This window comes from Nocardia aurea (genome assembly GCF_003123685.1).
Classification (GTDB): Bacteria; Actinomycetota; Actinomycetes; order Mycobacteriales; family Mycobacteriaceae; genus Nocardia; species Nocardia aurea.
In genome coordinates, this window is the sequence record NZ_QCYJ01000131.1 from 23689 (window position 1) to 46024 (window position 22336).

The window sequence follows — 22336 nt, forward strand, 5'->3', positions numbered from 1 at the left end:
GCGACTCGACAGTGACGCACTCACATTCGCTCCGGCGCGCTGACACCCAGCAGTCCGAGGCCGTTCGCCAGCACCTGACGGGTCGCTTTGACCAGTTCGAGCCGCGCGGCGTTGAGCGCGCTGACCGGCTCCTCCCCCCGGGGCAGCACCCGCATGTCGTCGTCGGACTGGAAGGGGTGATAGGCCCCGGCCAGTTCCTCCAGGTAGCGCACGACCCGGTGCGGTTCGCGCATCTCGGCGGCGCTGGTCACCACGCGCGGGTATTCCCCGATGGTGCGAATCAGCTCACCCTCCCGATCCGAACTCATCAGCGCGAAATCCGGTGCGACGGAGGGGAAATCGAAGGCGGAAGCGTTGTCGATGATGCGGCAGGTGCGCGCGTGCGCGTACTGGACGTAATAGATCGGATTCTCGTTGTTCTGTTTGGTCCACAGGTCCAGATCGATATCGATACCGGAGTTGACCGACGAACGAACCAGCGAATAGCGCGCGGCGTCGACGCCGATCGCCTCGACCAGGTCGTCGAGTGTGACGACGGTGCCCGCGCGCTTGCTCATCCGCACGGCCACACCGTCTTTCACCAGATTCACCATCTGGCCGATGAGCACCTCGACGGTGTCGGGGTTGTCGCCGAACGCGGCCGCGGCGGCCTTGAGCCTGCCGATGTATCCGTGATGATCGGCGCCGAGCATGTAGATGCACAGATCGAAGCCGCGGGCCCGCTTGTTCTGGAAGTAGGCGATATCACCGGCGATATAGGCGGAGGTGCCGTCGCTCTTGATGACGACACGGTCCTTGTCGTCGCCGTATTCGGTGCTGGCGATCCACCAGGCGCCGTCCTTCTCGTACAGATTGCCCGAGGCCTTCAACTCCTCAACGGCCTTCTCGACCGCGCCGGAGGCGAACAGCGAACTCTCGTTGAAGTACACGTCGAAATCGGTGCCGAAATCGTGCAGGGTCTGTTTGATGTGGGTGAACATCAACTCGACGCCCTCGCGCCGGAACAGCTCGTGACGCTGCGGCTCCGGCAGGGTCAGCGCGTCCGGATGCTCGGCGAGCAGCGTCGCGGCGATCTCGTTGATGTAGGCGCCCGCGTAACCGTCCTGCGGGGTCGGCGCGCCGGTGGCGGCGGCGACGAGCGAGTTCGCGAACCTGTCGATCTGCGCGCCGTTGTCGTTGAAGTAGTACTCGCGGGTGACATCGCCGCCCTGCGCGGCCAGGATGCGGCCGAGAGCGTCGCCGACCGACGCCCACCGGGTACCGCCGAGGTGGATCGGACCGGTCGGATTCGCGGAGACGAATTCCAGATTGATCGCGGTACCGGCCAGCGCGTCGCCGGTGCCGTACGCCGTGCCCGCGGCCAGCACCTTCGACACGATCGCACCCTGCGCGGCGGCGGCGAGACGGATATTGAGGAAGCCGGGACCGGCGACCTCGGCCGAGGCGATATCGTCCGCGGCGGCCAGCGCTTCGGCCAGCCAGCCCGCCAGCTCCCTCGGGTTCGCGCCCGCCTTCTTCCCGACCTGAAGCGCCACATTCGTGGCATAGTCACCGTGTTCCGGATTACGCGGACGCTCGACAGTGACCTCGTCGGGGAGGACCTGGGGGTCCAGTCCACGTTCGGCGAGCACCTTCGCGGCGATCGCACGGAGGAGGTCTGCAAGGTCAGCTGGAGTCACGAGTCTCTATCCTATGGTCTGGGCAGGTGAACACCTTCGGGTGGGCACCACGCAGCACAGCGCAATCATCACGTCGAGAGAGCACACGAGCGATGCCGAGTAGCAATGCCTCGAAGTCGGCCAAGGCCGTCCGAGCCGCAGGGAAGGGCTCGCCCTCCCTCAAAAAAGGGGGCGGCGGCAAGAGCCGGCTTCCGGGGAAGCGCCAGATCCCGTGGATGGCCATCGGCGGGGCCGTGGTGATCATCGCATTGATCGGCGCCCTGGCATACAGCCTGGTCCCGAAATACCGCGACCAAGCCGACCTGGAGAAATTCACGCCGAGCGCGCAGAAGAAGGACCCCTCCGACCAGATCGAGGGTGTGCTGAAGAAGGACTACGCGCAGGGCGCGGGCAAGCATGTGGAGCCGACCCAGCGGGTGGCCTACGACCAGACCCCGCCCTTCGGCGGACCCCACGATTCGGCGTGGGCGGCGTGCACCGGTGTCGTCTACAGCAAGGCGATCCGTTCCGAGAACGCCGTGCACTCGCTCGAACACGGCGCGGTCTGGATCGCCTACAACCCTGACAAGGTCGACGCCGCGGGCGTCGAGACGTTGAGCAAGAAGGTCGAGGGCAAGGCCTACACGCTGATGTCGCCCTACCCGGGACTCGACAAGGCGATCTCGTTGCAGTCCTGGGGTCACCAGCTGAAACTGGACAGCCCCGACGACAAGCGGATCAACCAGTTCATCACCGCGCTGCGCCAGAACCCCTACGGCGTGTACCCCGAGGTCGGCGCCGACTGCTCCAATCCGTACTTCGACCGCGAGAACCCGTCGCCGTTCGATCCGTCACCCGTAGGCCCCGACGCGGTGCCGATGGACGGGTCGGGCATCGTCACCGATCCGGCGGAGCTGAGCGGTAGCGGCGGGGTTCCCGCGATGCCGAACATCCCCGGCGTGCCGTCGTTGCCGACCGGTCTCGCGCCCGCTCCGGTACCTGGACAGTAGTGGGACCGTCGCCCGCGTCTCCCGGATCGGAGTCTTTCGGGTCCGATCCGGAAGAACCCACGGCCCTGGCTTCGTCCGCACCCCACACCTCGGGCGATTCGATCGGCGAACCCGCCGAATCAGCGGACGTTTCCGCCACCGCGTCGAATCTCGGCGACCAGGAACCATCCGAAGACGGATTCGGCGCTCAGTTCCGCACCCAGCGGACCGCGCTGCTGATCATCGGCGCGATCGGCGCCATCCTCATCGGCTTCGCCATCGGCACCCTGGCCCGCATCCCGCTCGACGGTTCCTCCGAACCGGACCCGGGAACCGTCGACGTCGGCTTCACCCAGGACATGTCGGCCCATCACGCGCAAGCGGTCGAGATGGCGGGCATCGCCCTGATGCGTTCCACCGATGCCGACGTGCGCAGGCTCGCCTACGACATCATGACCACCCAGCAGGCCCAGATCGGTCGCATGCAGGGCTGGCTCCAACTCTGGGGCAAACCCTCGCAGGGCCTCGACGGCTACATGGGCTGGATGACCGAGACCCGCGGCAGCGGTCACGACCACGGCGGCACCGACAACCACGGCATGAACGGCCCCACGTCGACCATGCCGGGCATGGCCACCGCCGCCGAACTCGCCGCCCTGCGCCAGGCCACCCCCGCCGAGTTGGATCCGATGTTCCTGCGACTCATGCTGCGCCACCATCAAGGCGGTCTCACCATGATCGAATACGCCGCCGATCACGCCGAAACGACCGCCGTGCGCACCCTCGCGGCGGGAATGGCCGCCAGCCAGAAGAACGAATCCCAACTCCTCACCACCCTGCTGACCGCTCGCGGCGGTGCCCCCCTCCCCCTCAACTGACACCCCAAATCCCCCGGCCCCACCTACTTTTTGGCGGACAGCACCCGATGCGATACGCTTTCCCCGCCCGATCGGACGGCTGATCCCCCCGATCGAGAACTATCCCGCCCTCGTAGCTCAGGGGATAGAGCGTCTGCCTCCGGAGCAGAAGGCCGCAGGTTCGAATCCTGCCGAGGGCACCGAAGACAAAGGCTCCGCACCAGCACGAACGCTGGCCGGAGCCTTTCTCGTTGTTTACCGCCGACGCGCATTCGGTCCGGTGTGGGCCCTGGGTCAGTCGATCGGGGTGACGATATTGAATTGCGGATCGAATTCGTCGAACAACCGCAGCACCGACCGAAGCTTCTCGACATCGCCGTCGACGGTGATCTGGCCCGAGGCCAGCAGTTTGTCGAAGGTCGAGGGCTGGAAGACGATCGCCACGAGTCCCCGGTGGTCGAGGGTGATGGTGGCGTCGGGGGTGGCGAGTTCTTTGGGCCAGTAGTGCAGGACACCGTTGCGGACCTGGAAGGAGTGCGGGCCGTCCAGGTCGGTGATGTTCAGCGCGAAGCGGGCCGAGTGTTCGACGGCGGCGGGGCCGTTCAAGCGGATGGCGGCGTAGTCGAAGAGTAGGTCGATGGGCATGCCCATCACCATGTCCAGGCCCGCGGCGGCGGTGGGGACGTCGCGGCGGGCGCCTTCGCGCAGTTCGAGGGCGGCGGTGAGGAAGGCGTTGCGCCACTGGGGGCCTTCGGCCTGGTAGCCGAGTTGTTCGTAGGCGTCGGCCTGGAGGTTCTTGGCTTCGGCGTTGTCGGGTTCGGCGGTGACGACGTGGTCGAGAAGTTGTACCGCCCAGCGGTAGTCGCCGTCGCCGCACGCGGTGCGCGCCAGGTCGATGACGGCCGCCGCGCCGCCCATGGCCTCGACGTAGCGGGGCGCCGAGACGTTCTCCGGATGCGGGTACAGGGTGGCGGGATTGCCGTTGAACCAGCCGAGTTCCTTGTGGAAGACGGCTTTGAGGTCGTGGCTGAGGGTGCCGTGGTAGCCGCGGTTCCACCAGGCTTTGTCCAGGGATTCGGGGAAGGTGATGCGTTCGGCGATCTCGATGGGCCGGTAGCCGTGGTTGGCCAAACGCAGGGCCTGGTCGTAGATGTATTTGTAGGCGTCGCGTTGGGATTCGAGGAATTCGCGCACGTGGGCGTTACCCCACACCGGCCAGGTGTGCGGGCCGAAGTGGACTTCGGCCTCGTCGCCGTAGCGTTCGAGGGCCTCGTCGAGATAGTGGGCGAATTTCGAGGCGTCGCGGGTGCGCGCGCCGCGCAGGGTCTGGATGTTGTGCAGGCTGTGATTGGCGTTCTCCGCGCAGGTCAGCGCCCGATATTCAGGAATCCAGATATGCATTTCCTCCGGCGCCTCGGTGTCGGGCGTGTACTGGAATTCGAAGGTGATGCCGCCGAAGGTGCGCCGGGTGCCGGTTTCGGTGATGAGGTCGGTCGGGGCGATATAGCCGATGGCCGCGGGGGTTATCGCGGTGCCGATACCGCAGGAGACGAAGCCGCGCTCACCGGTCGGGAGGAGTTCGCCGAAGAAGTATTGGGCGCGCCGGGCCATGACATTGCCCGCGAGGACGTTCTCGCCGAGGGCCAGGCGATCGAAGTCGAGGCCGGGTGCGATGACGGCGACTTTCCCGGTCGCCACATCCTCACGCGAGGCGAAAGCGAGCGCACCGCCGAAGTGATCGCCGTGGGTGTGGGTATAGATGATCGCGGCGATCGGTTTGCGTGGACGGTGCGCGAAATACAGATCGCGGGCGACTTCGGAGTTACGGATGCCCTGGCCCGCGTCGATCAGGACCACCGAATCGGCGGTTTCGACGAAGGTGACATTGGCGATGTCGTGGTTGCGCACCTGGTAGATGCCGGGAACGACCTCGAACAGCCCGCCGACGGTGATCAACTGCGATTGCCGCCACAGGCTCGGATGCACGGTGTCGGGGGCATCGGATTTCACCGATCGCCGCAATTCGGCCAGATCCCAGACGACCCGGCCGTCCCGATCGGTGATTCGCCCACCGTCGGGAAGTTCGGCGATCATGCCACGGCCGACGTCGTCGTAATCGCGCTGATCGTCGAAGGCGAAGTACTCCCGCGCCTGTTCACCCATCGACTTGGTCTGCGAGGTCGCCTCATGTGCCGAAACGGTCATTTCGTCTCCCGGGAAGTCGATGGACGGCTACACCTGCCCGAGATTCTCGACAGCCGCGTCGGTGTGGGCGTCACCCTCGGCGGGTGAACAGCACGATGGCGAAACGGACATCGGGCAGTCGCTCGACGAGTTCGTCGCGCCGGGGTGACCCTGTCGAAGCGCCCGGCACGGCAGCCGCCCCGCGCACACGAGGAAGTCGTCGGCACTCGGGCCGACCCGACCCCGGATGCGGCCGGTAATCTCGGCCGCATGACCTGCTGCGGACCGTCGCGCCGGACCGCGCTCGGCATTCTCGGACTCGCGGCGCTGACACCGTTGGCGCGCACGGGTTCGGCTCGCGCCCAATCGAATCCGGTGATCGCGACCGATCTGGAAGTGGTGACGGTCACCGGCGACTCCGTGATCATGACGTGGACGACCGTCACCCCCGGTACCGACGGCGGATTGGTGCCGGTCGCGGCGGGCGGCGAGGTCAGGATCGGACCCGCGGACGCGGCGCGGACCCCGACCGTGCGATACGTGGAATCGGAGTCGACACCGTTCCACTACGCCGAGATCCACGGCTTGGAGCCGGGACGGCGCTACCGGTTCGAGGCCTGGTCGGACGGCAATCGCGCGACTCCCGCGCTGAACCTGACCACGCTGGCACCGGGTTCGCCGGAAACGACCGGTGAGTTCACTACCCTGGTCCCGCCTCCGGGTCGGTTGCTGCGCACTCTCGCCCTGGCGAACGACGTGCACTACGGCGAGACGGTGAGCGGTCTCGTCGTCGGAGACTTTCCGCCCGGTTTCCGCCAAGCGCCCGGGCAGCCGCCCTACCCCGAGGTCATGCTGAGCGCACTTCTCGATGATCTGCGCCGACCTGATCGCGCAGCGCAACGACTGCTTCTCGCGGGCGACCTGACCAGCGAGGCCCGGCCCGAGGAATCGAGGACGGTGCGCACCCGACTGGATTCGTGGGGCGCGCTCGGACAGGACTACCTCGTGGTGCGTGGTAATCACGATCGCCCCCACCTGGGTGACGACTATCGCGACTGTCGCCCCGCCCCCGCCGATCATCACGACTGCTGGGGCGAAATCTTCACCGCGCGTCAGGAATTGGTGGAGCACGAGATCGGCGGTCTGCGGGTGCTCGGACTCGACACCAGCGATCTCGACGCGGCGGGCGGACGGATCGACCCGACCCAATTCGACCGTCTGGCGCAGGTACTGCGCGCCGACCCCGACCGGCCGACACTGGTCTTCGGCCACCATCCCGTCACCAGGGAATCCGGTCTCACCAATACCGCCGGACCCGGTTTCGTCCTGAACGCCGCCGACAGCGCCGAACTGCAAGCGCTCTACACGCGAGCGCCCGGTGTCTTCCTGCATCACGCGGGCCACACCCACCGCAATCGCCGTACCCGTCCCGACGCGGATTGTGCCGTGGAATTCCTGGAAGTCGCCGCGGTCAAGGAATACCCGGGCGGCTATTCCCTGCTGCGCGTGTACGAAGGCGGCTACATGGTGAATTTCTACAAGACCCGCACCCCGGCCGCCCGAGCGTGGAGCGCGGTGACACGCGGCGAATACTTCGGCTTGCTCCCCGAATACACACTCGGCGTTCCCGGCGACCGCAATCACGTTGTCCTACGCGATTTCTCCGGTCTTTCCTGACGAGCAGCAGCCGAGACGAGGGCGGGCCCGGATCGACGACGGCGCTTCGTCTCTCCGGACCCGCGACAGCGCACGCGGTGCCTGTCATCGAGCGAGCGGCGGGAATTGAACCCGCGTAAACGGCTTTGCAGACCGTTGCCTCAACCACTCAGCCACGCCCGCCTCGTCAACGACAATGCCGGTCGCGTCGCCATGGGACCAGGCTTGCGTTCACGCTGATTTCAATGCGTGCGGTGCCGTTTCGCCGCCTCGGCCATTCGATTCGCCCGGCATGGGATGATCGAGTTCATGTCTCCGCCACGCCCGCTCCCGCTCGACCCGATCGAGGAGGCCCACCGCCAATGGGTCGGTCACGGGTGGGGCGATGTCGCCGATGGGATGGCCGCGGTCACCTCGCTGGTGCGAGCTCAGCAAATCGTCATGGCGCGGGTGGACGAGGCGCTCAAGCCCACCGGTCTGACCTTCTCGCGGTACGAACTGCTCATGCTGCTGAGCTTCAGCAAGACCGGCGCGCTTCCGATGGCGAAGGCCAGTGCGCGCCTTCAGGTGCATCCGACCAGCGTGACCAATACGGTCGACCGATTGGAGGCCGCCGAGTTGGTCGTGCGGGTGCCGCATCCGAGTGATCGGCGCGCCACCCTGATCGAAATCACCGATGCCGGTCGAGAATTGGTCGCGCGGGCCACCGAGGATCTGAACGCCCGAGTGTTCGCGCTGCCGGGGCTGCCACCGGACCGGGTGCAACTGCTGCTACAGCTACTCTCGGAGTTCCGGCACGCGGCCGGAGACTTCGACACCGAGGGTGTCGCACCGGTGTGGTCTGCCCAGGAGAATTAGGCGTTAAATCCGACCGGTCAGTTCTTTATACTGCCGAATCGGACATTCGATGACAGTCCGGCATCCATCGAGCGAATTACTCGAGCCATTGTCTTGGCAGCGGCGGAGAAAAGGTTCACCATGGATCCATGGTGCTGGTTCTCGGAGTGTCGGCGGGTGCCGGCGGCGCTCGCGCGGTGCTGACGCATTCCGACCAACCGCATCTTCCGCCGATCGAACGCTGCCACGTCGCGCGCCGAGCGGGCGGCGGTGTCGAGGAACCCGTTCTCGAGGCGATCGTGCGGATGCGCCGCTCGGCCGATCAGCGTGACGAACTCATCAGCGGCACCGCCGTCACCTGCCGGTGCCCGCTGCACGCCGAATCCATTCGGGCGGGCGCGGGCGACGAACCGCTCACCATCGTCGACGAACCCCTCGCCCAACTGCGCTACCTGCGTTTCACCGGACAACTCCCCGACAGCGGCACGGTCATTCTCTACGACCTCGGGGCATCGGGGCTGACGCTCACCCACGTCGACTGCCGGACCGACGCGGTGCTGTCGAGCAAACACAGCACCGTCCTGGGCGGCGACGGCTACGACGCGCTGTTGCGCTGGCAACTGGCCCGCGGCGGCGTCCTCACCGACAGATCAACCAGCCGCAGACATCGCGAGGCGCTGAGCAGCGCGCGGGTGATCACGGCGCTGGACGCCATCTCCGGCGGGCGGGCCGTCATCACCCGCAGCGACCTGGTGGAATTGTGTTCGGCGGGGATCCACCATTCGGCCTCGTTCGTCCACCAACTCATCGAGGAGAGCGGCGTCCAACCGGACGGCCTGGTCCTGCTCGGCGGGTGCAGCCGCAGCCCTGACGTCCGCGCGGAACTGGCCGCACTGATCGATCTGCCGATCATCTACGACCCTGAGCCGGAATACGTCTCGGCACGCGGCGCGGTACTGCTCGCCGCCGAACGTCACCACGGCGATGTCAGGATGGCGCGGATGCGCAAAGGCGCGGCGATCGTCATGCCGCGCCCGCCGGTCACCCGCCGCAAAGTCATCGCCGCCGTCGCCGTGACCGTGGCCCTCGGCGCGACGATCGCCGGACTTCTTGCCATAGAACATAATTCGGACCGGACCCCCGACGGGGGTACCGCACCGACCCAGGTGGAACTGGGCACGAGACCTCAGCTGTCGAACAACTGATCCAAGGCCGTGGGAGCCCGGCCGTGGGATTTCGGCCGGGCTCCGCCGCTCAGCGGTTCTCGAACTTCGCGGGACGCTTCTCGACGAAGGCGGCCATGCCTTCCTTCTGATCCTCGAGGGCGAACAGGGAGTGGAAGACGCGGCGTTCGAAGCGCAGGCCCTCGGCGAGGGTCGTCTCGAAGGACCGGTTGACCGATTCCTTGGCGATCATGGCGACCGGAAGCGACATCGAGGCGATGGTGGTCGCCACCTCGAGTGCCGTGTCGAGCAGTTCGGCGGCGGGCACGATCCGCGAGATCAGACCCGCCCGCTCGGCTTCCTCGACGTCCATGTTCCGGCCGGTCAGCACCAGGTCCATGGCCTTGGCCTTGCCGATCGCGCGGGTCAGCCGCTGTGAACCGCCGATACCGGGGATGACGCCCAGTTTGATTTCCGGCTGCCCGAATTTGGCCGTGTCGGCCGCGATCAGGATGTCGCAGAGCATGGCGAGCTCACAGCCACCGCCGAGCGCGTACCCGGCGACGGCGGCGATGGTCGGCTTGCGGAAATTCGCCAGCCGGTCCCAGCGCGCGAAGAAATCGTTCAGGAACACGTCCATGTACGACTTGGGCTGCATTTCCTTGATGTCGGCGCCCGCGGCGAAGGCCCGCTCGGAGCCGGTGATCACGACCGCCCCGATCTCCTCGTCGCGCTCCAGCTCGTCGAGCGCGGCGATGACGTCGTCGAGAACCTGCTCGTTGAGCGCGTTGAGCGCCTTCGGGCGGTTCAGCGTGATCCAGCCGACCCGGCCCTTACGTTCCAGCAGAATCGTGTCGAAATCGGTCACTCGGCATCCTCTTGATCGGAACGGCTACGGATATCGGTGACGATAGCGGAGAAGTCCAGACCGGCCCGATCCTGGTTGAACCGGGTGTAGATCTCCGAGGCGAGCAGGCCCAGCAGACCGTCGACTCCGTTGTCGCGCAAGGCGTTCGCGGCCAGGCCGAGATCCTTGGTCATGAGCGCGGTGGCGAAACCGGGCTGGTAGTCGTTGTTGGCGGGGCTGGTCGGCACCGGGCCGGGCACCGGGCAGTAGCTGGTCAGGGCCCAGCTCTGGCCCGAGGCGGTCGAGACCACGTCGAAGAAGGACTGGTGGCTCAGGCCCAGTTTCTCGCCCAGTACCAGTGCCTCGGACAGGCCGATCATGGAGATGCCGAGCAGCATGTTGTTGCAGATCTTGGCGGCCTGGCCGACGCCGGACCCGCCGCAGTGCACCACTTTGCCGCCCATGATGTTCAGCACATCGGCCGCATCGGCGAAATCCTGTTCGCCGCCGCCGACCATGAAGGTGAGCGTGCCCGCCGCCGCGCCCGCGACTCCGCCGGAGACGGGGGCGTCCAGGGCGCGGTGGCCCGCGCCGACGGCCAGTGCCGCCGCGGCTTTGGCGTCGGCGACATCGATGGTCGAGCAGTCGATGAACAGGGTGCCGGGGGTGGCGGCGGGCAGCAGGTCGGCGTAGACGTCGAGTACCAGTTTGCCGTTGGGCAGCATGGTGATGACCACGTCGCGGTCGGTGGCGGCGGCCGCAGCGGTGGCGACGACGGTCGCGCCGTCCTCGCGCGCCTTGTCCTGCGCGGCGGGCACCGGGTCGAAGGCGAGTACGTCGTAGCCCGCCGTGACGAGGTTGGCCGCCATCGGGCCGCCCATGTGCCCGAGGCCGAGGAAGCCGATCTTCTTGGTCACTGCTGTCCTTCCGGAATGTTCAAACCCAGTTCCCCGACGCCCAATTCGGCGAAGTAGGCGTCGACCGCCGCCGTGGACACCTCGGCCAGGGTGGCCGGATTCCACCGCGGATCGCGGTCCTTGTCGATGACCTGGGCGCGAATGCCCTCGACCAGGTCGTGGGAGGCCAGCGCCGCGATGGACACCCGGTACTCCTCGTTCAGCACCGCCTCCAGATTCGGCAGGCCGCGCGCGTTGCGCAGCGAACGCAACGTGACCTTCAGCGCGACAGGCGATTTACCGAGGATGTCCTCGGCGGCCCGGGTGGCCTCGGGCGTGCCGTCGGCCCGCAATCGGGCGACGATCTCCTCGACCGAATCGGCGCTGTAGCAGGCGTCGATCCAGCTCCGCTGCGCCACCAGCGCGGATTCCGGTGCGTCGGAGGCGAATTTGGCGATCGCGATATCGGCGGATTCGGTCCGCAGGGTTTCCAGCAGCGCCGCGATATTCTCCGAAGTCACGTAGTAGTCCGCGAATCCGGCCGCGATGGCATCGCCCGCGCCCATCCGCGCGGTGGTCAGCGCGACATGCGTGCCGATCTCACCGGGGGTGCGCGAGAGCAGGTAGGTGCCGCCGACGTCGGGAACGAAACCGATGCCGACCTCGGGCATGCCGATCTTGGACCGTTCGGTGACGATGCGGTGGCTGCCGTGCCCGGACAGCCCCACACCGCCGCCCATCACGATGCCGTCCATGACGACGACATACGGCTTCGGGTAGCGGCCGATGAGCGCGTTGAGGATGTACTCGTCGCGCCAGAAGACGCCGGTCGGCGAATCGACGTTCGCACCACCGCCTTTCGCGTCGGTGTGGATGGCGACGATATCGCCGCCCGCGCACAGACCGCGTTCACCGGCCCCGGTGACCACGACGGTGCGCACCTCGTCGTCGGCGGCCCATTCCCGCAGCGCGCGGGTGATATCCAGTGCCATCGCGTGATTGAGCGCATTGATGGCCTTGGGCCGGTTCAGCGTGATCAGGCCGAGCCCGTCGCGCTTGTCGATCAGAACTTCGGGTTCGGTCACTATGCCGCTCCTACCACCGCGCGGGCGACGACCACCCGCATGATCTCGTTCGTGCCTTCCAGGATCTGGTGCACGCGCAGATCCCTGACGATCTTCTCCAGGCCGTATTCGGCCAGGTAGCCGTAGCCACCGTGTAATTGCAGCGCCTTGTTGGCCACCTCGAAGCCGACGTCGGTCGCGAAACGTTTCGCCATGGCGCACATTTCGACCTTGTCGGCAGAGTCGGCGTCGAGCGCGCCCGCCGCACGCCACAGCAGCGTGCGCGCGGCCTCCAATTCGGTACGCATATCGGCGAGTTCGAATTGCAACGCCTGGTTCTTCAGCAGCGCCTTGCCGAACGCGTTGCGCTCGGCCAGATACGGGACGGTCTTGTCGAGCGCGGCCTGGGCCCCGCCGACCGAGCAGGCCGCGATATTCAGGCGACCGCCGTTGAGCCCGTTCATGGCGATCCGGAAACCGTCGCCCTCGGCGCCGAGCCGGGTGGCGGCGGGCACCCTGGCATCTTCCAGGATCACCTGGCGGGTCGGCTGGGCGTTCCAGCCCATCTTCCGCTCGTTCGGCCCCACCGAGAGTCCGGGAGTGTCGGCCGGGACGATGAAGGCCGAGATTCCGCGTGCGCCGTCGTCTCCGGTGCGCACCATCATCACGTAGACGTCGTTGGACCCCGCGCCCGAGATGAACTGCTTGGAGCCGTTGAGGATGTAGTCCTCGCCGTCACGCACCGCCTTGGTGCTCAGCGCCGCCGCGTCCGAGCCGACGCCCGGTTCGGTCAGCGCGTAGCTGGCCAGATGTTCCATCGAGGTCAGGCGCGGCAGCCAGTGATGACGCTGGCTCTCGTCGCCGTAGCTGTCGATCATCCAGGTGGCCATGTTGTGGATCGAGATGTACGCCGCGATGGACGGGCAGCCGGTGGCCAGTTGTTCGAAGATGCGCACCGCGTCGAGCCTGCGCAGCCCCGAACCGCCCACGTCCTCGCGAACGTAGATGCCGCCGAGGCCGAGCGGGCCCGCCTTGCGCAGCACGTCCACCGGGAAGTGTTTCTGCTCATCCCATTCCAGCGCGCGCGGCGCGAGGAACTCGTCGGCGAATCCGCGCGCGGTGTCGCGGATCGCCTTTTCGTCTTCATCGAGATCGAACATCGTCAATCCATGGTGGGAATGACGAAGGCGTTGGGCGCGGAGCTCGCGGAGTGCCCCGGGGATGCTGCTTTCCTTTCGCCTTCCGGCCAGCGCTGCGTGACGGTCTTCGTCTTGGTGTAGAAGCGGATCGAGTCCGGGCCGTGCTGGTTCAGGTCGCCGAAGCCCGAACGCTTCCAGCCGCCGAAGGTGTAGTACGCGATCGGGACCGGGATCGGGACGTTGATGCCGACCATGCCGACCTGCACGCGCGCGGCGAAATCACGGGCGGTGTCGCCGTCGCGGGTGAAGATCGCGACGCCGTTGCCGTATTCGTGCTCGTTGGCCAGGCGCAGGCCCTCTTCGTAATCCTTGGCGCGCACGACGGTCAGCACCGGGCCGAAGATCTCTTCCTGGTAGATCCGCATCTCGGGGGTGACATTGTCGAACAGGGTCGCGCCGACGAAGAAACCGTCCTCGCCGCCTTCGACGGTGAGGCCGCGTCCGTCGACCACGAGCGAGGCGCCCTCGTCGATGCCGACCTGGACGTAGTTGTTGACCCGGTTGACGCCGTCGAGCCCGACCAGCGGCCCGTAGTCGGCGCCGAGATCGTCGGACCGCCCGACATTGAGCTTGTGCACGCGCTCGGTCAGCTTGGCGACCAGGCGGTCCGCGGTCTCTTCGCCGACCGGCACCGCCACCGAGATGGCCATGCAGCGTTCGCCCGCCGAGCCGTAGCCCGCGCCGATCAACTGGTCGGCGACGTCGTCGAGATCGGCGTCGGGCATGACGATGGCGTGGTTCTTCGCGCCGCCGAAGCATTGCGCGCGCTTACCGTTCGCGGTCGCGGTCTCGTAGATGTACTGCGCGATCGGGGTGGAGCCGACGAAGCCGACCGCCTTGATGCGCGGATCGTGCAGCAGCGTGTCGACGGCTTCCTTGTCACCGTTGACGACGTTGAACACGCCGGGCGGCAGACCCGCCTCCAGGAACAGTTCGGCCAGGCGCAGCGGCACCGAGGGGTCGCGCTCGGACGGCTTGAGCACGAACGCGTTACCGGTGGCCAGCGCGGGGCCCGCCTTCCACAGCGGGATCATCGCCGGGAAGTTGAACGGGGTGATACCCGCGACCACGCCGAGCGGCTGACGCATCGAGTAGACGTCGATGCCGGTGCCCGCGCCCTCGGTGTACTCGCCCTTGAGCAGGTGCGGGATGCCGACAGCGAATTCGATGACCTCGAGTCCGCGCTGGATGTCGCCCTTGGCGTCGGCGATGGTCTTGCCGTGTTCGGAGGACAGCAGCGCCGCGAGGGAATCCATCTCGTCCTGGACCAGGGCCAGGAATTTCATCATGACCCTGGCCCGCTTCTGCGGGTTGGTCGCGGCCCAGCCCGGCTGCGCGGCCTCGGCATCGGCGATGACCGCCTCGACCTCGGATTTGCTCGCCAGCGGCACCCTGGCCTGCACCTGTCCGATATTCGGGTCGAAGACGTCGCCGAATTTGCCGGAAGCGCCGGGGACATGCTGTCCACCGATGAAGTGCGTGAGTTCGCGAACCATGCCAGTCCTCTTCGTTGTCGACATCGCGCATCGCGCGATCTACGGTCATCCTATAGTTGGATGTCCAAGTAAATGAATGGCCACGGCGGTGATGTGATCCTTCCCACCGCGCGCGGTTGCATAGCGCTGTGACGGCCATCACCGTAGGATTAGTTTGACGTCCTAGTATCGGGCATCGAACTTAATCGTGACAGACTCCCCGGAGGGACTCTCGTGGCCGATGACCGCGCGTTGCACACGCCGAACAACCCCATCCGATTCGTCACCTCGGCCGCCCTCTTCGACGGTCACGACGCGGCGATCAACATCATGCGCAGGATCTTGCAGGCCCAGGGCGCCGAAGTGATCCACCTCGGCCACAACCGCGCGGTCAGCGAAGTCGTCGACGCCGTGCTGACCGAGGACGTGCAGGGTGTGGCGGTCAGCTCCTATCAGGGCGGCCACGTCGAATACTTCGAATATCTCGCCGACGCGCTGAAAAAGGCGGGGGCCGGACACGTCCGGATCTACGGCGGCGGTGGCGGGGTGATCGTCGACGAGGAGATCGCGCGCCTGGCCGACGCGGGTGTCACCATCTTCTCCCCCGAGGACGGACAGCGGCTCGGCCTGCCGGGCATGATCAACCGGCTGATCCGCGACTGCGACTACGACCTCGCCGTCACACCCCCGGTGCTCGACGCCGTGCTGGCGGGCGAACGACCGGCCCTGGCGCGGGCGATCACCTGTCTCCAGGAAGGCACCCTGCCCGCCGCGGATCGGCAGGCCCTCACCGAAGCGGCGGCGGCCCGCCCGGTGCCGGTCCTCGGCATCACCGGCACCGGCGGTTCGGGGAAATCCTCGCTCACCGACGAATTGGTGCGCAGGCTGCGATCGGACCAGCAGGACAAGCTGCGCGTCGCGATCCTCGCGGTCGACCCCACCCGCAGGCGTGGCGGCGGCGCGCTGCTCGGCGACCGCATCAGGATGAACTCGCTCGACGGCGACCACCTCTTCTTCCGGTCGCTGGCCACCAGGGGCGGGCACGAATTGCCCGGCGATATCGACGGCATCGTGACCGCGTGCAAGGCCGCCGGATACGACCTGGTGATCCTGGAGACACCCGGTATCGGTCAGGGCGACGCCGCCATCATCGACCACGTCGATCTCTCGTTGTATGTGATGACACCCGAATTCGGGGCGGCATCGCAGCTGGAGAAGATCGACATGCTGGATTTCGCGGACGTGGTCGCGATCAACAAATTCGAGCGACGCGGCGGCGCGGACGCGCTGCGCGATGTGTCACGCCAATTGATCCGCAATCGCGAGGCCTTCGGCGCGGGGCCGGAGGATATGCCGGTTTTCGGCACCAGCGCCGCGACCTTCAACGACGACGGCGTCACCGCGCTCTACCAACATCTGACCGCACGCCTGACCGAATTCGGATTACCGCTGGAACCGGGGGTACTGCCGCGCGTACAGACGCGCGCGTCGACCCGATTCGCCCAGATCATCCCGCCCGCGCGGGTGCGCTATCTGGCCGAGATCGCCGAAACCGTCCGCGGTTACCACGCGGAGACGGCGCGACAGGCCGCGGCGGCCCAACGCGTGCAGCGGCTGGAACTGGTCGCGGCGGAACTGCCGGACGATACGGCGCTGGGCGCTCTGCTCGACGGCGCCCGTGGCGAACTGACCGACGACAATGCGGCACTCCTCGCCGAATGGCCCGCACTGGCCCGGTCGTATTCGGGTGCGGAACGGGTCGTGCGGGTACGCGACCGTGAGATCCACACACCGCTGCGGCGCGAGACCCTGTCGGGTAATTCGATTCCGAGGGTGGCCCTGCCCCGATTCACCGATCACGGCGAACTGCTGCGATTCCTGCGCGCCGAACATCTGCCGGGATATTTCCCGTTCACCGCGGGTGTCTTCCCGTTCAAACGCGACAACGAGGATCCGGCGCGCATGTTCGCCGGGGAGGGTGACCCGTTCCGCACCAACCGGCGTTTCAAGGTGCTCAGCGAGCATTCCGACGCGAAGAGGCTGTCCACCGCCTTCGATTCGGTGACCCTCTACGGCCACGACCCCGCCGAACGTCCCGATATCTACGGCAAGGTCGGCACGTCGGGTGTGTCCATCGCCTCGCTCGACGATATGAAGGCGCTCTACGACGGTTTCGACCTGACCGCGCCGACCACCTCGGTCTCGATGACGATCAACGGTCCGGCGCCGACCATCCTCGCGTATTTCCTCAACACCGCGATCGATCAGGCGGTGCTGGCGTTCACGACGGACAAGGGTCGCGAGCCGAATACCGAGGAGGCCGCCGAGATTCGCGCCAGGACCCTGGCGATGGTGCGCGGCACCGTGCAGGCCGACATCCTGAAGGAGGATCAGGGCCAGAACACCTGTATCTTCTCGACCGAATTCAGCTTGCGCATGATGGCCGATATCCAGGAATGGTTCGTGCGCAACGGCGTCCGCAATTTCTACTCGGTCTCCATCTCCGGCTATCACATCGCCGAAGCGGGCGCGAATCCGATCAGCCAGCTCGCGTTCACCCTCGCCAACGGATTCACCTACGTCGAGGCGTATCTGGCCCGCGGTATGGATATCGACGAGTTCGCGCCCAATCTGTCGTTCTTCTTCTCCAACGGCATGGATCCCGAGTACTCGGTGATCGGGCGGGTGGCGCGACGGATCTGGGCGGTCGCGATGCGCGATCGGTACGGTGCCGACGAACGCTCGCAGAAACTCAAGTACCACATTCAGACCTCGGGCCGTTCGCTGCACGCCCAGGAGATGAATTTCAACGATATCCGCACCACGTTGCAGGCGCTGATCGCGATCTACGACAACTGCAACAGTCTGCACACCAACGCCTACGACGAGGCGGTGACCACTCCGACCGAGGAATCGGTGCGCAGGGCACTGGCCATCCAGCTCATCATCAATCGCGAATGGGGTATCGCGATGAACGAGAATCCTTTGCAGGGCAGCTTTCTCATCGATGAGCTCACCGATCTGGTCGAGGAGGCGGTACTCGTCGAATTCGAGCGCATCAGTGATCGCGGCGGGGTGCTCGGGGCGATGGAGACCGGCTACCAGCGCGGCAAGATCCAGGACGAGTCGATGCGGTACGAACATCGCAAACACGACGGATCGCTGCCGATCATCGGCGTCAACACCTTCCGCAACCCGCACGGCGAACCCCATCACACGCTGGAACTCGCGCGCGGCACCGAGACCGAGAAACAGTCACAGCTGGCGCGGGTCGGCGATTTCCAGCGACGTCACCGCGACGACGCGCACGCCGCACTCGCCCGGCTGGAAGATGTGGCCCGCACCGACGACAACATCTTCGATGTGCTGATGGACGCCGCGCGGGTGTGCACGTTGCAGCAGGTCACCGATACCTTCTTCCGGGTCGGAGGGCAGTACCGCCGCAATGTGTGAGACGCCCGGTGGGCGTCGCCGGGATTGTCGGTGCCTGTCGCTACCATCGCGCGCATGGAAGCAACCGGCACCTTCACCGTGACCGCCTTCGTCCCCGCCGAGGTGGTCGTCGAACCCGTGGTCGTCACCGCGCTGCCGGTGGGCGTGGCCACCATGACCAAGATCTTCGACGGTGAGATCGCCGGGCAGGCGGCCACCGTGTTCACCGCCGCGTTCGACCAGGACAGCGGCACCGGGACCTACCTGGCGATGGAATCGTTCGAGGGCGTGATCGCCGGCCGCGCGGGCAGTTTCAACTTCCTGCATTCGGCGACCACCTCCGGCCGGGACCGCAGCGATCCGTTCTTCCTGATCGTTCCGCACAGCGGCACCGGAGAATTGGCCGGTATCACCGGAACCGGCGACATCACCGTCGACGCCGACGGCACCCATCACCTCCGGCTCGACTACGACCTCACCTGAGCGTCGGCCAGTCGAGCGAGCAGCGCGGCCCGCGCGGTGACGAGCGACGGCCCGTACCAGGTCAGATCGCGGCCGGAGACCAGCGCGACCGGTATGCCCGGAAACGCCTCGGGGCCATCGGATTCGGTGAAGACGTAGGGTTCGTCGGGTAGGACCGCCAGCGCCACGTCGACGGTGAGTTCGTCGACGGAGATCCTCGGGTAGCGGTCGGGGCGGACCGCGTGGACCAGGCACAGACCGAGCCGGGCCGCGAGATCACCGGTGAAGGTGTCACGGCCGACCACCATCCACGGATCGCGCCAGATCGGGATCACGGCGGCGCGCGACGGTTCCGGAGCCGGTGCCGCCCAGACGGATTCGGCCTCGATCAGCCAGCCCGGCCGCTCGAGACCGAGGGCGGAGGTGAACATCCTGGTCAGCGAGCCGATGGCCTGATCGACGGTTTCGATGTCGGTGACCCACACCGCGACTCCGGCGGACCGCAGACGGTCGACGTCGATGCGCCGATTCTCCTCCTTGTTGCACAGCACCAGATCCGGCGCGAGTTCAACGATGCGCCGGATATCGGGATTCTTCGTGCCGCGCACCCGTTCGATATCGAGTTCGCCGGGATGGGTGCACCATTCGGTCGCCGCCACCAGCAGTTCGGGACAGGTGTGGGCGACCGATTCGGTGAGCGACGGCACCAGCGACACCACCCGCCGGATCGAGGCGGGCAGTGTCGTCACGAAGCCGAGATCGTCCGGTTCGACGCGCACCGAGTTCATGGGTCCATGGTCCCGCGCGGGTCGCGGGCGTGCCGCGACGGGGTGGCGACACGGCGCCGGCCGCCGGACGCGCCGCCACTCTGCCCGACCGCGCCTGCGCCGACACCCGTTGTCCCAGCTCACATCCGTCACTATCGATCGAAACCGACGACATTGCCGGGGGCGCGAAATGCGGACGGCCGGTATCGAACCGCGCGAAGGACGGCGTAGTGGCAGTGACCGGGCAGTAGCCGCACGCTCCCGAGGGGACCACACTGGGAGAAGCACCCGGCGCCGGGAGACCGGTAGCCACCGGACAAGGTCCCGTCCCGAGCTCGTCCGGCAGAACCATCGCCCTCGATGCCGGGTGCTCACTATCGGCCGCGCGTGCCGCGACGATCCACCACCGGCTCCGGGGAGCCGACTCGGCGGGATCGTTACGCGACAAGCGAATCCGCGACGGAGCCGCTACCGACACTCCGCCGCGGGGCCGAGGGTGCGACGGCATGATCCGACGCAGGGGGCCGGATCATGCCCGCGACGTCAGCTGACGAGCGGATCACGGGGCATGCCGAGGATCCGCTCCGCGATCTGATTGCGCGTCACTTCCGAGGTACCGCCCGCGATCGCCATGCCGCGCGCGCCGAGCACCATCAGCCCGGCCAGCTCCGTGGGCCCCTCGGCCAGCGCGAGATCGGGGCCGAGCAGCGCGGCCATGATCGCCGCTCGCTCGCCGATATGTTCGGCCAGTTTGAGTTTGGTGATATTGCCTTCGGGACCGGGCCCGGCGCCTTCGATACTGCGGGCGGCCCGGCGCAGGTTGAGCAGACGCAGCGCGTGCTCCTCCGCCAGGAATCGACCGACCCTGATGTCGGCGTCGGCGCAGCGATCCCGATACCGGGCGACCATGGGCACCAGCGTTCCCGCCGGAAAGACGCCCGCCCCCGATCCGCCGCCGATGCTGACGCGTTCGTTGCCCAGGGTCGCGCGCGCCACCGTCCACCCGGTGTCGGGCGCGCCGACGACATCCTCGTCGGGCACGAAGACATCGGTGAAGAACACCTCGTTGAATTCCGAGCCGCCGATGAGCATGCGCAGCGGGCGCACTTCCACGCCGGGCGCTTCCATATCGATGATCACCGTGGTGATGCCCGCGTGTTTCGGCACATCCGGATTCGTACGCACGGTCGCCAGCCCGCGACGGCTGTAATGCGCGCCGCTGGTCCACACCTTCTGCCCGTCGATGCGCCAGCCGCCCTCGACCCGCGTGGCCTTGGTCTTGACCGCCGCCGCGTCCGATCCGGCATCGGGTTCGGAGAACAGCTGGCACCAGACCTCTTCCTGGCGCAGCGCTTTCTCGACGAATCGTTCGATCTGCCAGGGTGTTCCGTGCTGGATCAAGGTCAGGACGACCCACCCGGTGATCGAGTAGTCGGGCCGCCGCACACCCGCTCGGGTGAATTCCTCCTCGATGACGAGCTGCTCGACGGCGCTCGCGGCACGTCCCCACGGCCGGGGCCAGTGCGGCATGATGTAGCCGGTCGCGATCAGTTCGTCGCGCTGCGCGGTCTCCTCCAGCGCCGCGAGGCGCCGCGCTTCGACGGCGATCGTCGCGCGCAATTCCTCGGTCCCCTCGGGCAGGTCGAGACTGTTCTCCCTGGTGATACCCGCCGCCGTCATCGTGAAGACATCGCGGGCGGGCGCGTCGCCGCCGAACAGGGCCCGCAGGGCGAGCGCACGGCGCAGATGCAGGTGGGCGTCGTGCTCCCAGGTGAATCCGATGCCGCCGTGCACCTGGATATCGAGTTCGGCATTGTGGACGTAGGCGGGCAGGGCGAGCGCGGCCGCGGCCGCCGCGATCAACGCGAACTGCTCCTCGTCCGCACTCGCGGCACGCGCGGCGTCCCAGACCGTGGCCACCGCCGATTCGGCCGCCACCAGCATGTTCGCGCAATGATGTTTGACGGCTTGGAAAGTCGCGATGGTGCGACCGAACTGCTTGCGCACCTTGGCGTAGTCGACCGCGGTCTCGACACAGTCCGAGGCGCCGCCGACGGCTTCGGCCGCCAGCAGGGTCCTGGCCAGCGCGAGTGCGGTCGAACGCGCCGCGGGCACGACATCGGACGGCGCGACCGCGACATCGCGCAGGGTGACCCGGCCCGATCTGCGGGTCGGATCCAGATTCGCAGGCACCTCGACCGACACGCCTTCGCGTTCGCGTTCCACCAGCACGACATCGTCACCGGCGAGCACGAGCAGCAGGTCGGCCATGCCCGCGCCGAGGACGACACCGGCCGAACCAGCGGCGCGACCGTCGCCGTCCACACCGACCTCGCCGCCGAAGCCGACGGCCGCCGTCACCGATCCGTCGGCCAGTCCCGGCAGCAGGCGCGACTTCTGTTCCTCGCTGCCACGGGACGCCAGCACGGCCGAGGCGATCACGGTCGGAACGAACGGTCCCGGGGCCACGGCACGGCCCAACTCCTCGACGACCACCACCAGTTCCGGCAGGCCGAAGCCGGAGCCGCCGTATTCGGCGTCGATATGCAGACCGAGCCAGCCGAGTCCGGCCAGCTCCGCCCAGAACGGTGGGCGGCCCTCCTCGGCGGAGTCGAGCAGTTCCCGCGCCGACCAGCGTGCTTTGTGGCCAGTCAGGAACGCGCGCGCGACCGCGGCGAGCTCGCGGTGATCGTCGGTCAATGCGATACCCATCGGTGTCCTCCTCGACATACCGTCAGCCGTACGGTACCGGACTCGACATCACCGGTTCCCGGGTTTCCCCGGAGCGAGCGCACCGCGTTCGTGGCAGTGCTGGTACAGCGGTAGGGCATTCTCACCGAGCCGCGATGG

Annotated in this window: 17 protein-coding genes and 2 tRNA genes; 9 read left to right on the forward strand and 10 right to left on the reverse strand. The window is 67.1% G+C overall.

The features are described 5' to 3' along the window. Positions 1 to 20: 20 nt before the first annotated feature. Complete coding sequence (gene argS, locus DAT37_RS34880; RefSeq protein ID WP_109529201.1) at positions 21 to 1679, reverse strand: arginine--tRNA ligase; 1659 nt, start codon at positions 1677 to 1679, stop codon at positions 21 to 23. Positions 1680 to 1771: 92 nt separating this feature from the next. On the opposite strand from argS, the gene DAT37_RS34885 reads away from it, so the two are divergent. The 3 genes from DAT37_RS34885 to DAT37_RS34895 all read left to right on the forward strand — a co-directional run bounded on the left by DAT37_RS34885 (position 1772) and on the right by DAT37_RS34895 (position 3704). Next, positions 1772 to 2668 (forward strand): DUF3105 domain-containing protein, encoded by an 897-nt coding sequence (locus tag DAT37_RS34885; protein ID WP_109529202.1) that lies wholly within the window; start codon positions 1772 to 1774, stop codon positions 2666 to 2668. A gap of 212 nt (positions 2669 to 2880) precedes the next feature. Continuing rightward, entirely contained in the window at positions 2881 to 3525 is a 645-nt protein-coding gene (locus DAT37_RS34890) for a DUF305 domain-containing protein (RefSeq protein WP_232840199.1), read from the forward strand. Between the two features lie 106 nt (positions 3526 to 3631). After that, a tRNA-Arg gene (locus tag DAT37_RS34895) sits at positions 3632 to 3704 on the forward strand. A gap of 94 nt (positions 3705 to 3798) precedes the next feature. Here DAT37_RS34895 and DAT37_RS34900 read toward each other — a convergent pair. After that, on the reverse strand, positions 3799 to 5709 hold the full coding sequence (locus DAT37_RS34900) for an alkyl/aryl-sulfatase (protein WP_109529203.1): 1911 nt from the start codon (positions 5707 to 5709) through the stop codon (positions 3799 to 3801). A 19-nt stretch (positions 5710 to 5728) separates the two neighbouring features. On the opposite strand from DAT37_RS34900, the gene DAT37_RS46155 reads away from it, so the two are divergent. Both DAT37_RS46155 and DAT37_RS34905 read left to right on the forward strand, forming a co-directional pair. Next, entirely contained in the window at positions 5729 to 5857 is a 129-nt protein-coding gene (locus DAT37_RS46155; protein WP_269814822.1) for a hypothetical protein, read from the forward strand. Between the two features lie 101 nt (positions 5858 to 5958). Continuing rightward, the gene (locus tag DAT37_RS34905) at positions 5959 to 7365 is read left to right on the forward strand and encodes a purple acid phosphatase family protein (protein ID WP_109529262.1); all 1407 of its coding nucleotides are present in this window, start codon (positions 5959 to 5961) and stop codon (positions 7363 to 7365) included. Between the two features lie 90 nt (positions 7366 to 7455). On the opposite strand, the gene DAT37_RS34910 is transcribed toward DAT37_RS34905, so the two are convergent. After that, positions 7456 to 7527 (reverse strand) — tRNA-Cys (locus DAT37_RS34910). A gap of 126 nt (positions 7528 to 7653) precedes the next feature. Between DAT37_RS34910 and DAT37_RS34915 the strand changes: the two genes are divergently transcribed. Together DAT37_RS34915 and DAT37_RS34920 are read left to right on the forward strand one after the other, a co-directional pair. After that, entirely contained in the window at positions 7654 to 8202 is a 549-nt protein-coding gene (locus DAT37_RS34915) for a MarR family winged helix-turn-helix transcriptional regulator (RefSeq protein WP_109529263.1), read from the forward strand. Between the two features lie 128 nt (positions 8203 to 8330). Beyond that, complete coding sequence (locus tag DAT37_RS34920; RefSeq protein WP_109529204.1) at positions 8331 to 9386, forward strand: Hsp70 family protein; 1056 nt, start codon at positions 8331 to 8333, stop codon at positions 9384 to 9386. A 49-nt stretch (positions 9387 to 9435) separates the two neighbouring features. Here the strand turns inward: DAT37_RS34920 and DAT37_RS34925 are convergent, their stop codons facing one another. From DAT37_RS34925 to DAT37_RS34945, 5 genes are read right to left on the reverse strand one after another with little or no spacing between them, the layout of a single operon-like run. Then, positions 9436 to 10212, reverse strand: a complete 777-nt coding sequence (locus DAT37_RS34925; protein WP_109529205.1) for an enoyl-CoA hydratase — start codon at positions 10210 to 10212, stop codon at positions 9436 to 9438. Further along, positions 10209 to 11108: a 3-hydroxyisobutyrate dehydrogenase gene (mmsB, locus tag DAT37_RS34930; protein ID WP_269814823.1), complete on the reverse strand. Its 900-nt coding sequence runs from the start codon at positions 11106 to 11108 to the stop codon at positions 10209 to 10211. Before mmsB ends, DAT37_RS34925 begins: the two co-directional genes overlap by 4 nt. Continuing rightward, complete coding sequence (locus DAT37_RS34935; RefSeq protein WP_408637481.1) at positions 11105 to 12175, reverse strand: enoyl-CoA hydratase/isomerase family protein; 1071 nt, start codon at positions 12173 to 12175, stop codon at positions 11105 to 11107. The genes mmsB and DAT37_RS34935 overlap by 4 nt, the downstream gene beginning before the upstream one ends. Next, positions 12172 to 13311 carry an acyl-CoA dehydrogenase family protein gene (locus DAT37_RS34940; RefSeq protein ID WP_109529207.1) on the reverse strand — a complete coding sequence of 380 codons (1140 nt, stop codon included), beginning with the start codon at positions 13309 to 13311 and terminating at the stop codon, positions 12172 to 12174. The genes DAT37_RS34935 and DAT37_RS34940 overlap by 4 nt, the downstream gene beginning before the upstream one ends. A gap of 2 nt (positions 13312 to 13313) precedes the next feature. Beyond that, entirely contained in the window at positions 13314 to 14846 is a 1533-nt protein-coding gene (locus DAT37_RS34945) for a CoA-acylating methylmalonate-semialdehyde dehydrogenase (RefSeq protein ID WP_109529208.1), read from the reverse strand. A 213-nt stretch (positions 14847 to 15059) separates the two neighbouring features. Between DAT37_RS34945 and icmF the strand changes: the two genes are divergently transcribed. Together icmF and DAT37_RS34955 are read left to right on the forward strand one after the other, a co-directional pair. Next, positions 15060 to 18278 carry a fused isobutyryl-CoA mutase/GTPase IcmF gene (icmF, locus tag DAT37_RS34950; RefSeq protein ID WP_109529209.1) on the forward strand — a complete coding sequence of 1073 codons (3219 nt, stop codon included), beginning with the start codon at positions 15060 to 15062 and terminating at the stop codon, positions 18276 to 18278. A gap of 54 nt (positions 18279 to 18332) precedes the next feature. Further along, positions 18333 to 18740 carry a DUF3224 domain-containing protein gene (locus DAT37_RS34955; RefSeq protein WP_109529210.1) on the forward strand — a complete coding sequence of 136 codons (408 nt, stop codon included), beginning with the start codon at positions 18333 to 18335 and terminating at the stop codon, positions 18738 to 18740. Here DAT37_RS34955 and DAT37_RS34960 read toward each other — a convergent pair. Continuing rightward, the gene (locus DAT37_RS34960; protein ID WP_109529211.1) at positions 18725 to 19507 is read right to left on the reverse strand and encodes a helical backbone metal receptor; all 783 of its coding nucleotides are present in this window, start codon (positions 19505 to 19507) and stop codon (positions 18725 to 18727) included. The genes DAT37_RS34955 and DAT37_RS34960 overlap by 16 nt on opposite strands. A 522-nt stretch (positions 19508 to 20029) precedes the next feature. Further along, positions 20030 to 22198, reverse strand: coding sequence for an acyl-CoA dehydrogenase (locus DAT37_RS34965; RefSeq protein ID WP_109529212.1), 2169 nt, complete (start codon positions 22196 to 22198; stop codon positions 20030 to 20032). Positions 22199 to 22336: the final 138 nt, after the last annotated feature.